At 72.2% G+C, this 14,417-nt stretch carries 13 protein-coding genes; 9 read left to right on the top strand and 4 right to left on the bottom strand.

Features of this window, described 5'->3' with window-relative positions:
* The first annotated feature begins 110 nt into the window (after positions 1-110).
* Genes ACFXJ8_RS05655 through ACFXJ8_RS05645 form a run of 3 tightly spaced genes read left to right on the top strand, consistent with a single transcriptional unit; the run spans position 111 to position 2,991 of the window.
* Positions 111-839 (top strand): methyltransferase domain-containing protein, encoded by a 729-nt coding sequence (locus ACFXJ8_RS05655; RefSeq protein ID WP_379642632.1) that lies wholly within the window; start codon positions 111-113, stop codon positions 837-839.
* A 44-nt stretch (positions 840-883) separates the two neighbouring features.
* Positions 884-2,113 carry an adenylyl-sulfate kinase gene (cysC, locus tag ACFXJ8_RS05650; RefSeq protein WP_379642631.1) on the top strand — a complete coding sequence of 410 codons (1,230 nt, stop codon included), beginning with the start codon at positions 884-886 and terminating at the stop codon, positions 2,111-2,113.
* Positions 2,110-2,991, top strand: a complete 882-nt coding sequence (locus ACFXJ8_RS05645) for a sulfite exporter TauE/SafE family protein (protein WP_379642630.1) — start codon at positions 2,110-2,112, stop codon at positions 2,989-2,991. Before cysC ends, ACFXJ8_RS05645 begins: the two co-directional genes overlap by 4 nt.
* Here the strand turns inward: ACFXJ8_RS05645 and ACFXJ8_RS05640 are convergent.
* Positions 2,936-4,048 carry a glycoside hydrolase family 26 protein gene (locus tag ACFXJ8_RS05640; protein WP_379642629.1) on the bottom strand — a complete coding sequence of 371 codons (1,113 nt, stop codon included), beginning with the start codon at positions 4,046-4,048 and terminating at the stop codon, positions 2,936-2,938. The two genes, ACFXJ8_RS05645 and ACFXJ8_RS05640, sit on opposite strands and share 56 nt — an antisense overlap.
* A gap of 280 nt (positions 4,049-4,328) precedes the next feature.
* On the opposite strand from ACFXJ8_RS05640, the gene ACFXJ8_RS05635 reads away from it, so the two are divergent.
* The 6 genes from ACFXJ8_RS05635 (at position 4,329) to ACFXJ8_RS05610 (ending at position 11,315) form a co-directional block, all read left to right on the top strand.
* Entirely contained in the window at positions 4,329-5,861 is a 1,533-nt protein-coding gene (locus ACFXJ8_RS05635) for a Wzz/FepE/Etk N-terminal domain-containing protein (RefSeq protein ID WP_379642628.1), read from the top strand.
* Positions 5,858-7,153, top strand: a complete 1,296-nt coding sequence (locus ACFXJ8_RS05630; protein ID WP_379642627.1) for a hypothetical protein — start codon at positions 5,858-5,860, stop codon at positions 7,151-7,153. Before ACFXJ8_RS05635 ends, ACFXJ8_RS05630 begins: the two co-directional genes overlap by 4 nt.
* A complete protein-coding gene (locus tag ACFXJ8_RS05625; RefSeq protein WP_379642626.1) occupies positions 7,146-8,051 on the top strand; it encodes a hypothetical protein in 906 nt (301 codons plus the stop codon). The genes ACFXJ8_RS05630 and ACFXJ8_RS05625 overlap by 8 nt, the downstream gene beginning before the upstream one ends.
* Positions 8,048-8,902 (top strand): sulfotransferase domain-containing protein, encoded by an 855-nt coding sequence (locus ACFXJ8_RS05620; protein ID WP_379642625.1) that lies wholly within the window; start codon positions 8,048-8,050, stop codon positions 8,900-8,902. Before ACFXJ8_RS05625 ends, ACFXJ8_RS05620 begins: the two co-directional genes overlap by 4 nt.
* 182 nt (positions 8,903-9,084) lie before the next feature.
* Entirely contained in the window at positions 9,085-10,431 is a 1,347-nt protein-coding gene (locus tag ACFXJ8_RS05615; protein WP_379642624.1) for a lipopolysaccharide biosynthesis protein, read from the top strand.
* Positions 10,416-11,315, top strand: coding sequence for a sulfotransferase (locus tag ACFXJ8_RS05610; RefSeq protein WP_379642623.1), 900 nt, complete (start codon positions 10,416-10,418; stop codon positions 11,313-11,315). Before ACFXJ8_RS05615 ends, ACFXJ8_RS05610 begins: the two co-directional genes overlap by 16 nt.
* An 18-nt stretch (positions 11,316-11,333) precedes the next feature.
* Here ACFXJ8_RS05610 and ACFXJ8_RS05605 read toward each other — a convergent pair whose 3' ends face one another.
* The 3 genes from ACFXJ8_RS05605 to ACFXJ8_RS05595 form a co-directional block, all read right to left on the bottom strand.
* Positions 11,334-12,056, bottom strand: a complete 723-nt coding sequence (locus ACFXJ8_RS05605) for a WecB/TagA/CpsF family glycosyltransferase (RefSeq protein ID WP_379642622.1) — start codon at positions 12,054-12,056, stop codon at positions 11,334-11,336.
* A 527-nt stretch (positions 12,057-12,583) separates the two neighbouring features.
* Positions 12,584-13,498 carry a glycosyltransferase family 2 protein gene (locus ACFXJ8_RS05600; protein WP_379642621.1) on the bottom strand — a complete coding sequence of 305 codons (915 nt, stop codon included), beginning with the start codon at positions 13,496-13,498 and terminating at the stop codon, positions 12,584-12,586.
* Positions 13,495-14,379: a sulfotransferase family protein gene (locus ACFXJ8_RS05595; RefSeq protein WP_379642926.1), complete on the bottom strand. Its 885-nt coding sequence runs from the start codon at positions 14,377-14,379 to the stop codon at positions 13,495-13,497. Before ACFXJ8_RS05595 ends, ACFXJ8_RS05600 begins: the two co-directional genes overlap by 4 nt.
* Positions 14,380-14,417: the final 38 nt, after the last annotated feature.

Here is a 14,417-nt window from a genome sequence, read left to right as displayed (position 1 = left end):
GTCTGTCCGACCAGACTACTTCCACCGCCGCTGCCGCACGCCCGTTGGACCCCGCGCGAAGGGGTGGGAAATACATAACAGGTCGAGTTCATATGATTACTCTGGGTGACATGGCTGACGTCAGGTCGGTCGCCAGAGGCGACCTCTTCGAGCAGCGGATCCGCGAGCAGTGGACCGAGCAACTGGAGCGCAGGCTCGACCTGCTCATCGCTGGGTGCGCCCACGACCCGCCGCCCGCCCTCGACGGGATCGACACCAGGGTGATCGGCATCGACGAGGACCTGCCCGTCATCAGGGCGGCCATGCCCGAGCGCGCTGCGCCCGACTCCTGGGCGCTCGACGCGTGGACGCTCGGCGACCTGCGCTCGGTCCCCGTCACGCCGCGCTCGTTCGACGCCATCCAGGTCACCTTCCTCGTCGAGCGCATCCAGCACGCCGAACTCGTCCTCGACCGCCTGCTCAACGGCCTGCGCCCCGGTGGCCTGCTGCTGCTGCGCATGCGCGACAGGTCCACCGCCTACGGCCTGTGCGACCGCCTCACCCCCGGGTGGCTGCGCCGCCTGCTGTGGCCGCGTCTGTCGAACGGCGAGGGCACGGGCCCGCTGCCCGCCGTGTTCGAGCCGGTCTCCTCCCGCGAGGGCATGCGCGCCTTCTGCCTGATGCGCGGCCTGTTGATCAGCGACGACGTGGCCTCGACCGGCGGCCCGGCCATGGGACGCGTCGGCTCGGCGATGGTGCGCCTGGTCGACACGCTGTCGCGCGGCAGGTTCACCTCTTCGTACGACGAGGTGACGATGGTCATCAGGAAGCCCCAGAATCATTTCGCCCGGCTGCTGTGACCCGGGTAAGGTTATCCCACTAAGTCGACCGGAAATGTGGAGCGATGACGGCGAACCTCCAGTGGACCCCCGACCCTCGCGAACTCGCCGACCTGGAGTTGCTGCTCTCCGGAGCCTTCCACCCGCTGACCGGTTTCCTCGGCCATGACGACCTCCACGAGGTCGAAGAGCGCGGCACCCTCGCCGACGGCACCCCGTGGCCCGCGCCCGTGACGCTGCGCGTCCCCGAGGCCAAGCAGGGAGACCGGGTCACGCTGCTCGACCCCGAGGGCGTGCCGCTCGCCGTGCTCACGGTGGCGGAAACGGGGCACGACGACCTGGTGGCGGGCCCCGTCGAGACGCTCGGCGCGGCCGAGCACGGCCCCTTCGCCGGCCTGCGCCGCCATCCCGCCGAGGTGCGCGAGGAGCTGGCGGGCCGCCCCGCGCTGGCCGTCACCATGCGCGGCCTGCTCGACGACCTCAGCACGCAGGAGATCATGGCCGTCGCCGAGGAGCTCGACGGCGTCGTCCTGCTGCTCCCCCTGGCGTACGGCGAAGGCGGCCCCGCGGTGGTCAGGGCCGCGCTGAAGGCCCGCGAGAAGCTGCCCGAGGACACGATCGTGGTCTCGGTGCCCCTCGCCCCCCGCGACGACCAGGAGATCGACCTGGAGCTGCGCGAGCACGTCGCCGCCGCCTACGGCGCGGCCGAGCACCTGGCAGGACCCGAGCCCGTGACGCTGCCGGGCCCTCCCCACCGCAGGGGCGTCGTGGTGTTCTTCACCGGCCTGTCGGGCTCGGGCAAGTCGACGATCGCCCGCGGCCTGCGCGACGCGCTGCTGGAGCTCGGCACCCGCACCGTCACCTACCTCGACGGCGACGTGGTGCGCCACCTGCTGTCCAAGGGGCTGACCTTCTCCAAGGCCGACCGCGACCTCAACATCCGCCGCATCGGCTTCGTCGCCGCCGAGGCCGCGCGGCACGGCGGCCTGGCCATCTGCGCGCCCATCGCGCCCTACGCCGCCACCCGCGAGGAGGTGCGCGCGCTCGTCGAGTCCGTCGGCGCCGACTTCCTGCTCGTCCACGTGTCCACGCCGCTGGAGGAGTGCGAGCGCCGCGACCGCAAGGGCCTGTACGCCAAGGCCCGCGCGGGCGAGATCCCCGAGTTCACCGGCATCTCCGACCCCTACGAGGAGCCGGAGGACGCCGACCTGGTCATCGACACCACGCACCTCTCGATCGGGGCCGCCGTCACGCGGGTCATGGACACGCTCAGGAGCGGAGGATGGGTGCGGTGATCGATCTCCCGCTGGTCGTCGGGTCGTTCCTGGTCGCGATCATCGTCGGGCTGACCGGCATGGGCGGCGGCGCGCTGATGACGCCCATGATGATGCTCTTCTTCAACGTGCCCCCGCTGGCCGCGGTCTCCAGCGACCTGGTCGCCTCGGCGATCATGAAGCCGGTCGGCGGCCTGGTCCACCTGCGCAGGGGCACCGTCAACCTGCGCCTGGTGGGCTGGCTGTGCGCGGGCTCGGTGCCGGCCGCTTTCAGCGGGGTCTTCCTGGTCAGGGCGTTCGGCGACGGCCCCGCCGTCCAGCAGGCGGTGAAGGTGGCACTGGGCGTCGCGCTGCTCCTGGCCGTGGCGGGCCTGGTGCTGAAGACCTGGCTCGGCGACAAGGGGGGCTCGTCGAGCGCCCGCGATGTTGTCGTGCGTCCGATTCCGACTGTACTGGTCGGTATCGTCGGTGGTGTGGTCGTCGGCGTCTCCTCCGTCGGCTCAGGATCGCTGATCATCGTGGCGCTGCTGGCCCTCTACCCCGCGCTCAAGGCCAACCAGCTCGTGGGCACCGACCTCGTGCAGGCCGTACCCCTCGTCGGCGCGGCGGCGCTCGGCCACCTGTTCTTCGGCGACTTCCAGCTCGACCTCACGCTCTCGCTGCTCGTCGGCTCGATCCCCGGCGTCTATCTCGGCGCGCGGATCTCGGCGTGGGCGCCGAGCGGCGCGATCAGGGCGCTGCTGGCCGTGGTGCTGCTGGCCTCGGCGCTCAAGCTCCTGAACGTGCCCAACACGGTCACGCTGTGGATCGTGGGCGCGGCGGCCGTCCTCGGCGGCGCGGCGCTCATGGTCGCGGCACGCGCGTCGCGGAGAAGTGAGGATCCTCTGCGAGTGCCGTGAAGGCATGGGCGGCCGCCGGGTCGGTGTCGAACCTGGTGTCGCCCCTCGGCGCGTGCGGAGAGTCGAAGTAGACCAGCGCCTTGATCTGCGGATAGCGCGTGACCTGCGCGCGCACCGACTCGAAGAAGGCGCGCTTGCGGCCGGAGGAGAACACGCCCCACTCCGCGATCATGATGGGTTTGCCGGGGAAGCGCCACTGCATCCAGCGGTAGAAGCCAGGCCAGCGCGGGTAGTCCTTGCGGGTCTTGTTGACCAGCCCGTCGAAGTCGCGGACCCTGGCATCGGCATAGGGGTCCATCGCCACCCAGTCGACCACGTCGTCGCCGGGATAGAGCTGCTCGAACCACGACTGCGAGGCCCAGTTGGGCGCGCCCATGTACGTCATGACCGTCACCGCGTTCTTGACCCCCCGCTCGCGCAGCCGCTGCACGACGTGGCGGTACATCGCGGCGTAGTCGGCGGCCGTCATGCCCGAGCCCGGGTTCGGCCTGACGTCGTCCTCCGGCTCGTGGTGGACGGTGAGGAAGAACCGCTCGGGGAAGGTCTTCCTGATGTGGTCGGCCAGCCGGTCGATGCCCTTGTCGAGCGCCCCGTCAGCGATCGCGGCCCAGGTGTGGTCGAATGACGGCTTCCAGTTGATCAGCAGCAGCCTGGGGTCGTCGGGGTCGCGGGCGAGCCCGACCTCTCTGCTGTTCGGGAACAGCTCCTTGCCGCGGTGGTAGACGTGCAGGACGTCGGCGGTGCGGCCCATCCGCGTCTCGGCCCGCTCCAGCGCCTTGTCCGGCGGCAACCCCGTGAAGATCTCGGGCGCGATCCCCCACCACGCGCCGCAGGACGGGATGAGCTTGGCCGTGACCTCGCAGGACGGCGACTCCTTGATGCCGAGCAGGCCGTTGACCTTGGCCTCGGCCGTAGCCTCGGCCGTGGCCCGCCCCCTGGCTTCCGGCTGTGCTCGCACCTGTGCTTCCGCCTCGTTGTCGCGGGCCGTACCGGACGCCTGGGAACAGGCGGGCAGCGCGGCGAGCAAAATCAGGGCCGTGGCTTTTCTGAGACGCAAGTCGTCTTCACTCCCCTCGTTTTTCGTGTCGACAATCTCGCTGACCCCTCGCCCGTGTCGCCGAACCACACTGCCACGCATGCGGCCTGCGGGTTCACGAGTTTTCCGGATCACCAACACCGACATTTCGCGGTAATTCGCGATATTTAGCGGAGGCCCACCGGAAAAAAATCTGCGCGGAGAAAATCTTCGGTATTCAACCGGGGTAATATCCGCCCGCCCTATAGTGACGTGACCTCAGTAACTCAGAGTCGCGGAACGGCTACAGGGAGATCGCTTGATGTCCTCCGGCGCGGACCTGGCCGAGCACGTCTCACTGCTGCGCAGGCGCAAGACGCTCTTCCTCGCCTGCCTGCTCGCCGGGCTGCTCGGCGGCCTCGCGCTGCTGCGTCTCACCCCGCCCGCCTACACCGCCACGACCCAGGTCCTCGTCGCCTCCACCGGCGTCCAGGAGCAGCCCAACCAGGTGACGGGCAGGCAGCGCGAGGCGCTCAACCTCGACACCGAGGCCCAGGTCGCCCAGTCCGCGGTCGTGGCCGCCAAGGCGGCGCTGATCCTCAAGGCCACCCCCGAGCCCGCCGACGTGACCGTTCCGCCCAACTCCGCCGTGCTGTCCATCGCGGTCACCGCCGACACCCCCGCCACCGCCGCCGCGCAGTCGCGCGCCTACGCCCAGGCCTACCTCGAACACCGCACCGAGACCGCGCAGGCCGCCCTCGCCATCCAGATCAAGGCCCTGGTCACCAAGCTGAAGCAGGTCAACACCAGCCTGGCCACGGTGGTCAGTGAGCTGGCCCAACTGCGCAGGGGCACCCCGGAGCACACCATCGCCACCCAGCGGCAGGGCGTGCTGACCAGGCAGGTCTACACGCTCACGACGAAGTACGACTCGCTGAAAACGGTCGCGGTCACCCCCGGCCATGTCATCAGCCAGGCCGCCGAGCCCGAGGCGCCCAGCTCACCCAGCCTGCCGCTCTACCTCGGCAGCGGCCTGATGCTCGGGCTGCTGTCGGGCGCGCTCGCCGCCCACGTACGCGACCTGCTCGACACCGCCCTGCGTACGGCAGGCGACGTCGAACGGCTGACCGGCCTGCCGGTGCTCGCCGACCTGACCGAGGCGGCCGCCTCCCCGGCCATGCACGAGCTGGCCGCCGCCGTGGTCGCCTCCTGCCCGGGGCCACGGCTGCTGCTGCGCCCGGTGCCGTCGGCGCTCGGCACGGGGGCATCCGGCACGGGGGCATTCGGCGCGGGGGCATCCGGCCCAGCGGCATTCGGCACGGGGGCATTCGGCACGGGGGCATTCGGCACTGGGGCGCTCGCGCGAGCGCTGTCGGCCGCCGCGCCCGTCACCGTGCTCACCGGCTCCGACGTGGGCGACCTGGCCAGGGCCGACGGGGCGCTGCTGCTGGTCGGGCTCGGCAAGGCGCGGGCCGACGACGTGGCGCTGGCCGTACGACGGCTGGAGCGGCATTCGGTGCCGGTCATCGGAGCGGTCACCGTCAACTACACCGCACCCGCCGCAGCCGACAAGCCCGCGGCCTCGACGCTCGCCACCAGCCTGCCCACGCCGCTCGTCACCGCGCCCACGCGGCGGCCCCAGCCTCCCGCCACCGGCGACATCCTCGCGCAGGGCGGCACGAAGGGCGGCGCGAGCGACATCCCCGCGCGGGGCGGCCCGAAAGACGGCGCGGGCGACATCCTCGCGCGGGGCGGCGCGGGCGACATCCTCGCCAACGGCGGCACCGGCCGTCACAAGGGGCGCAGGACCGAGGGAGCGGAGACCTCCCCGATCCCCCAGGTGACCGACACGTGACGGTGCGGGACCCCCGCCCAGACAGCCGGGCAGCATGGCCGATCGCGGCCCTGCTGGTCGGCTATCCCGTGTGGTGGGCGCTCGGCTTCGGCGGCCTCGCGGTGATCGTGCTGGCAATCCCCATGGCGTACATCTTGTGGCGCAGACGGCCGATCAGGCTGCCGCGCGGCCTCGGCCTGTGGGTGCTCCTGCTGGCCGGATACCTGCTCAGCGCGCTCATGCTGGCCGAGATGCCGCCCGACACCTACGGCGAGTTCGGCGCGGGCCGCGCCATCGGCTACCTCATGCGGCTCGCGCTCTACGTCTCGCTCCTGGTCATGGTGCTCTACCTCGGCAACCTCACCGAGCGCGAGCTCCCGCAACTGCGCCTGGTCAGGATGCTCGGCGTGCTGTTCGTCACCACCGTGGCGGGCGGCCTGCTCGGCGTGCTGTTCCCCACGTTCGCCTTCACCTCGCCGCTCGAACGCGTCCTGCCCGGCTGGATCAGCGGCAACGCCTTCGTGCAGAACCTGATCCACCCCACCGCGGCCCAGATGCAGAAGGTGCTCGGCCACGCCTCGCCGCGGCCCGAGGCGCCCTTCGAGTGGGCCAACGCGTGGGGCAGCAACCTGTCGGTGCTGCTCATCTGGTTCGTGGTCGGCTGGTGGGTCTACGGCGGGGCTCGTCGGAAGGCCATGGCCGTCGTGCTTGTCGCCGCCGCCGCCGTGCCCGTCGTCTACTCCCTCAACAGGGGCCTGTGGATCGGGCTCGGCCTGGCCGCGCTCTACCTCGTGGTCAGGGTCGGCGGACGCACCCGCCTGGCGATGTGCGCGGCGGGCGCGCTCGGGGCCGTGGTGTTCGCCGCCAGCCCGCTGTCCGGCCTGGTCCTCCAGCGCCTGGACAACCCCCACAGCAACGACATCAGGGCCTTCACCGTGTCCGCCACCATCGAGGCGGCCCAAGGCTCGCCGATCATCGGCTACGGCAACACCCGCAACGCCACGGGCAACCACCGCACGATCACCACCGGCAAGACCGACTGGTGCCGCGAGTGCGGACACCCGCCCCTGGGCAGCGACGGCCAGCTCTGGCACCTGATCATCACGCAGGGCTTCGTGGGCGCCGCGCTCTACGTCGCCTTCTTCCTCGGCGCGATCCGGCGCCACTGGCCCGACCGCAGCCCCATCGGCTTGGCGGGCGTGCTGGTGATGATCCTCGTGCTGCTCTACATGTTCGTCTACGACGGCCTGGTCACGCCGCTCAGCCTCTACCTCATCTCCTTCGCCCTCCTCTGGAGGAACACATATGCGTGACGCCCGCATCAGGCTGCGATATCTCGGCCAGACCATCCGCCTGCTGTACCCGGGGCCCGGCGCGCCGCAGGCCTACAGCGTGCTGCCGCACGCCGTACTCCCCCGACGGCTGCGCCCGCGCCGCTGGTGGCACGCGCCTCTCGCGCCGAAGGTCATGCTGCCCGTCGAGGGATCCATCGAGAGCCACCTCGGCGAGGTGTTCGGCACCCCCGTCCGCGCGGTCCTCCACGTACGGCCCGCGCGCAGAGCCAATCGCAAACCCATCCTGGAGCTCCACGCGGGCGGCTCGCTGATGGCCTTCGTGAAGGTCGGCGACACACCCAGGTCCCGTGACCTCATCACCAACGAGGCCGCCACGCTCAAGAAGCTCGCCGAGCTCCCGCTGAAGACCGTCGTGCCGCCGGTCGTGCTCTACCACGGGACCTGGAACGGGCTGGCCGTCCTGGCCATGTCCGCCCTGCCCGTACGGCGGGCCCGGGTCGCGCCGGCGCTGCTCACGGCGGCCGTCAAGGAGATCGCCGCCACCGGCGGCCCGGCCGGCCCCGCCTGGCACGGCGACCTGTCGCCATGGAACATCGCGCCCACCGGCGACGGCCGCCTCCACGTGTGGGACTGGGAACGCTACGAGGTCGGCGCGCCGCTCGGCTTCGACGCCGTCCACCACCTGTTCCAGCGGGCGCTGCGCCGCATGCCGCCCGACCAGGCGGCCAGGGCCTGCCTGGCCCAGTCGGGGCGGGCGCTGGCGCCGCTCGGGCTCTCGGGCGCCCAGGCGCGGCTGGCCGCGATCCAGTACCTCATCGCGCTCGCCGACCGGCACGTCGTCGACGGCCACGAGCCACTCGGGCCGCCCTCGTCATGGCTCAACCCGCTCGTCGATCACCAGGAGCTGCTGATATGAACGCCATGAAGCACTCGGTCATGTCCGTCTCCCGCACCACCGGACGGCTGACCTCCGGCGGCCGGGTGCTGCCGTCGTTCCTGATCATGGGGGCGCAGCGCTGCGGCACCACCTCGCTCTACCGCGCGCTCGCCCAGCATCCGCTCCTGCTCAAGCCCGTGCTCCACAAGGGCGTCCACTACTTCGACATGGACTACGCCAAGGGCCCGGCCTGGTACCAGGCCCACTTCCCGCTGAAGGTGGGCGCGGCGCTGCTCAAGAAGCGGTACGGCATGCAGCCGCTGGCCTTCGAGTCGGCCCCCTACTACCTGTTCCACCCGCTGGCCGGGGAGCGGATCGCCAGAGACCTGCCCGGCGTGAAGCTGATCGTGCTGGTGCGCGACCCCGTCGAACGGGCCTTCTCCGCGCACTCCCACGAGCTGGCGCGCGGCTTCGAGACCGAGTCGCACTTCGAGTACGCGGTGGAGCTCGAGGCCAGGCGGCTGGCGGGCGCGGAGGAGCAACTGCGGGCCCAGCCGTACTCGTCGCACCACTCGCACCGCCACCACGCCTACCTGGCGCGCGGACGTTACGCCGAGCAGCTCGACCGGCTGGAGACGCTGTTCGGACGCGAGCGGATCCTCGTCATCGACAGCCACGTGTTCTTCGCCGAGCCCGAGCGGGTCTACAACCGGGTGCTGGACTTCCTGGGGGTGCCCGAGATGGGATACCCGGTGTTCGAGCGGCACAACGGCAGGTCCACCCCCAAACCGCTGCCGGAGTCGGTACGGCAGGCGTTGATGGAGCACTTCGAGGTGTACGACACGGCCCTGGTGCCGTGGCTGGGCGGTGACCCCTCGTGGCGCCGCTGACCCCCTCCGGCTCTTCGGAAGGACCGGCACCCACGGCCATGGCCGACTCTTCCGGAAGACCCACACCCACGGGCGCGCCCGACACTTCCGGGAGACCCACACCCACGGGCGCGACCGGCTCTTCCGGGAGACCCACACCCACGGGCGCGACCGGCTCTTCGGGGAGGCCCGCGCTCGGGCGGGTGGCCAGGGGCGGGATCGCGGGTATCGCCGGGGCCGGGGTCGGCGCGCTCGCCCAGTTCGTCCTGGTCGTGGTGGTGACCAGGGCCTTCAGCGCCGAGCAGGCGGGCGTCTTCTTCACCGCCGTCGCGCTGGCCCTGATGATCGCCGGAATCGTCAAGCTCGACGCGGGCAACGGCCTCGTCTACTTCATCGCCCGCGCCAGGACCTACGACTATCGCGGCATTTCCGGATATGTCAGGGCAGCCCTCGCCCCAGGCGTGGCGCTCTCGGTCGTGGCGGGCGCGCTCCTCTACCCTCACCTCGGCCCGCTCGCCCTCGCGCTGCCCCTCATCGTGGCCGCGGACGTGCTCCTGGCCGCCACCAGAGGATTCGGCGCGATGCGCCCGACCGTGCTGCTCGACGGCGTGCTGCTGCCCGTCGCGCAGCTCGCCCTGGTGGCATCCGTGGCCCTCGCCGCGACGGCCTCTGGTGGGCTCGGCGGCCTTGGGTGGCTCGGCGGGCTCGGCGGGCCCATCGGCACTGTCGGCCCCGCTGGTCCCGATGGCACAGGTAGCCCTGGCGGCCTGGTCACCGGCCTGCTGGCCGCCGCGTGGGCGCTGCCGTACGTGCCGCTCGTGGTCCTGGCCGCGACGAGCCTGCGCGGGCGGATGCCGCGCACGCCGTACCTGCCGGGCACGGGACGCGACCTGTGGCGGCACACCGCGCCGAGATCGGCCGCCGGAGCGATCCAGGCGGTGTTCCAACGCCTCGACATCGTGATCGTCGCCCTGCTCGCCGGGCCAGGCGCGGTGGCCGTCTACACCGCGGCGACCAGGTTCAAGGTGGTCGGACAGCTCGCGAACCAGGGTCTCTCCCATGCCGCCCAGCCCCGCCTGGTGCGCGCGATGGCCGAGGGCGACCTGACCCGAGCCCGCGAGCTGTACCAGGTGACCACCATGTGGCTGGTGCTGCTGACCTGGCCGGTGTGGCTCGGCTACGCCGTACTCGCCCCGTGGCTGCTACGCGTCTTCGGCCCCGGGTACGGCGACGCGGTGCCCGCCGCGCTGGTGCTGGCGGCGACGATGATGGTCGCGACGGCGTGCGGGATGGTCGACGTCGTCCTCACCTCGGCCGGGCACACCACCGCCAGCCTCGCCAACCTGGTCGCGGCCGTCGGCTTCACGGTGGTGCTCGACCTGGCGCTGATCCCCGCCCACGGCGCGCTGGGCGCGGCGCTCGGCTGGTCGGGCGGGGTGCTGCTGAAGAACCTGCTGCCGCTGTGGCAGATCCACCAGCGGTACGGCCTGCGCCCCTTCGGCCGCCACAGCCTGACCGCGCTCAGGTTCCGCTCGTGGGCGGCCGCGTGACGCCGATCCTCGTCACCGGCCTGCCCCGCAGCGGCACCAGTTGGGCCGGCAAGATGCTGTGCGCCTCCGGCGAACTCGTCTACGTCAACGAGCCGCTCAACCCCCAGCACCCGCCCGGCCGCTGCCCCGGCGTGCTGCGCGCCTCCGTCACGCACCGCTTCCAGTACATCTGCGACGACAACTCCGCCGACTGGCTGCCCGCCTTCCGCGACACCGCCGCCCTCCGCTACGGGTTCCTGGCCGAACTGCGCACCAACCGCTCGCCGTACGACCTGGCCAGACTCGCGCGGTACGGCTCCGCCTTCGCCTGGGGACGCCTCGCCGGACGGCGGGCACTCCTCGACGATCCCTTCGCCGTGCTCTCCTCCGGCTGGTTCGCGCGCCGGCTCGGCTGCACGGTGATCGCGCTCGTCCGCGATCCGGTGTCGTTCGTCGGCTCGTGGACGCGGCTCGGCTGGACCGTCGACCTGCACGAACTGCTCGACCAGCCCCTCCTCGTCCGCGACCATCCCGAGGTCGAGGAATTGCGGGCGCTGGTCGGCTCCCAGGACCGCATCGCCAAGATCTGCGCGCTCTGGCGGGTCGCCCGCGCCGTCCTGGCCCGCGCGGAGGGCATCGCCCTCGTCTCCTACGAAGAGCTCGCCGCCGCGCCGCTGCCCGGCTTCCGCAAGCTCTACGAGGTGGCGGGACTGCGCTGGTCCCCTGCGGCCGAACGCCGCATCACCCGCGCCTGCACGGCCTCCCGTACGGCGGAGCGCGGCTTCACCTGGTCCGGCCTGTCACGCACCGCCTACCGGCCGATGGACTCCAGCCGCGCGCTCCACTCCTACCGCGACCGCCTGACCGACGCCGAGATCACCACAATCCGTCACCTGACCATCTGATGGCATCCAAGACCCGCGTCACCGCCTGACCAGCAGCGACCTGGCCAGCAGCCGTATCGCGAACGGGACGTCGTCGACCAGGTAACGCCTGGCCAGCCGTCCCGGCTCGCTCGCCAGGCGGAACAGCCACTCCGCGCCCACGCGCCGCATCCACACCGGAGCCCTGGGCACCGCCCCCGCCGCGAACGCGATCGCCGACCCGCACCCCACGAACCACGCCCGCGGCAGATCAGCGCGCAACGCGGCGATCAGCCTGTCCTGCCGGGGAAACCCGAGCCCCACGAACACGACGCTCGGCCCTGCAGCGACGAGCCTGGCCCTGACCCTGCCCAGCTCCCGCGCGTCCTCCTCGAACCCGTACGGCGGAGCGTCAACCCCGCACACCTCCAGCCCAGGGCATCGGCCCGCCAGCTCCCCCGCCGCTTTCGCCGCCACGCCGGGCGGACCGCCGAGCAGGTAGACGGGCCGACCGGCGGTGGCGGCCATCGCGCTGAGCGACCAGATCAGGTCGGCGCCCGTCACCCGCTCAGGAACCGGCGTGCCGAGCAACCTGGACGCCCAGACCAGCGGCATCCCGTCCGCGACCACCACCTCTGCGGCGGCGACCAGCTTCCCGAGAGCGGGATCTTTCGAGACGGCACGGCAGATGTCGATGTTCGGGGTGATGATGTGGCCGCCCCTGCCCTGGTCGAGCGCGGCGGCCACCCACGCGACCACCTGCCGCTCGGTGAACGGATCCACCTCGACCCCCGCCACCCTCACCCGGCACGGCCGGCCATCCAGGCGACCGGCGAAGGGCCTCCCCCCGGCCGCCGCGGAGATACCGGGCGCTGAGGTCCGGCCAGAGGCGTGGGGCGGAACCTCGCCCAACCCGACACCCTCGGCAGGGGTTGCGGTGCCGCCTACGCCCCAGACGAAACCCTCCGCGCAAGCCTCCCCGGACGTGGAGGCCCCGCTGACACCCGAGAACAGGTCCTCGGCGAGGGCTGAGCCGCTGACATCCCAGACGTTGGCGGAGACCTCCCAGGGGGCCGACGACCCGCCGATACCCGAAACCAAGTCCTCGGCGAGGGCTGGGGAGCCGCTGACCTCCCAGACGTCGGCGGGCGGCTCCCCGGAGGCCGACGACCCGCCGATGCCCGAGACCAAGCCCCCGGCGAGGGCTGAGGGACCGCTGACATCCCAGACGTCGGACTCCACGGGGGCGGACGTCCCGCCTACGCCTGAGAGCAGGTCGGCGGAAGGGGTGTTGTGCGGTGCCGTACCGCTCAAATTCCGTGGCCCCTGCCGTGCAGGGCGGCGAGCACGGTGGGAGCGGACACCAGCCCCGCCGCCACCGCCAGCGCGATCGGGGCACGAGGTTCGCCCAGGCGGGCGGCGAAGGCGCGCAGCGCCCATCGGCCCGCCTCCCCGCGCCGCCCGAGCGCCGCGTTGTGGAAGGCGAGTTGGCCGTAGATCCGCGCCGCGCCGCGCGGATCCACGGCCAGTTCGGGGTGCCGGGCGAGCATCCACTCCAGCCCGGCGATGCGGTCGGCCCACTGAGCGACGTACTGCGACGCGCCCCAGCGGACCCTGACCAGCGGACGGTCGACGTGTGCGATCGGCTGCCGTTTGGCGGCGCGCAGCGCCAGGTCCCAGTCCTCGTTCTGGCCCGCGGGCGCGCTCTCGTCGACCCAGTACGCGCCGCGCCTGAACAGGAACGTCGAGGAGTGGACCATCGCCATCCGCGAACGCACGAGATGGTCCTTGGTGATCCGGCTGACTCCCGCCAGCCTGGGGACGCGGCTGGTGCCGTACTCCACCTCGATGGAGCAGCTGGCGAAGTCGGCGCCGCCGGACAGGGCGCGGCGCTGCGCGGCGAGCTTGCCGGGCAGCCACACGTCGTCGTCGTCGCAGAAGGCGACCAGGTCGGTGTCGGAGGCGGCGATGCCCGTGTTGCGCGTGCCCGGCAGGCCGGGGCTGAGCCGGTTGGGCAGCACCCGCACCCTGGGGCGCTCGCCGTCGTGCGACGGTGCCGCGACGGCGACCTGCTCGGCGACCGCGGCGGGGTCGCCGCCGTCGACCACGATGACCAGGTCGATCCTGCCGGGGTAGTCCTGGGCGAGCACCGCGCGCGTCGCCGCCCGCAGCTGCTCTGGCCGCTTGCCCGTGGTGGGGATCACCACGCCGACCGAAGGAGTCATGCCGCCGCTCCGCGATAGCCGTACCTGGTCATGAGAGGGGCCGTCAGGCCCGAGACGACGGCGCGCTGGACGGCGGGCAGCCCGCCGCGCCAGGCGTCGTCGTGGAAGAGCCGCACCTGGCCCACCGCGAACCGCATGGGGTTGCCCGAGGCGGTGTGGGCGGGGCCGAGGCTCGCGGTGGCCCCGTCGAGAAAGCCGAGGTCGAGGAAGCCGTCGAGGCCCAGCTCGGTCGCGAGCGCGGTGAGGGTGGTGCGGGGGTCGGCGAGCAGGTCCTCGTAACGGACCCTGGTCACCTGGGCGCCCCACCGGGGCAGCAGGTCGAGCGCGAGGTTCTGGGCGCTCCAGTGGAGTGAGGTGCGCATCGCGCCCCACCTGGTCATCGGGCGGCCGTCCTCGGGGCGGGCGACCGTCCTGCGCCACGAGTGGGCCACGGCGCGCGGATCGCGTACGACGTGGACGACGCGGGGGGCCAGGCCGCCCGCCGACAGGCAGAACGCCAGCGAGGCGTGCTTGCTGGAGTCGACGACGACCGTGCCGCCCGCGACGTCGAGGGCGGCGGAGTAGACGCGGTCGTAGGCGGCGACGTACTCGGCCAGGTCGGGATGGCCGACCGCGAGGATGCGCCTGGTGCGGTCGACCTTGTGACGCAGCGTCAGCATGCGCTCGGCCAGCCCGCGTGGCCAGCCGCCGAAGGCCCGCTCGCCCACCTCGCGCCAGAACGGGCAGCGATCGAACGGCTCGCCGCACCCGCACGGCTCGTTGGCCAGCACGCCGCGCGCCCAGAGGTGGACGACCTCGCCGAGCGGCACGACGCCGGGAAGCTCGCCGAGGAGCCGCTCCAGCAGCGTGGTACCGCTGCGGCCGAGGCCACCGATGAAGATCACCCGGCTACTCACTGGCACGCCTCCGGCGGTGCGAC

Origin of the sequence: Nonomuraea sp. NPDC059194, from assembly GCF_042754765.1 — a bacterium.
Lineage (GTDB): Bacteria > Actinomycetota > Actinomycetes > Streptosporangiales > Streptosporangiaceae > Nonomuraea.
This window is presented reverse-complemented; position numbering and strand designations above follow the sequence as displayed.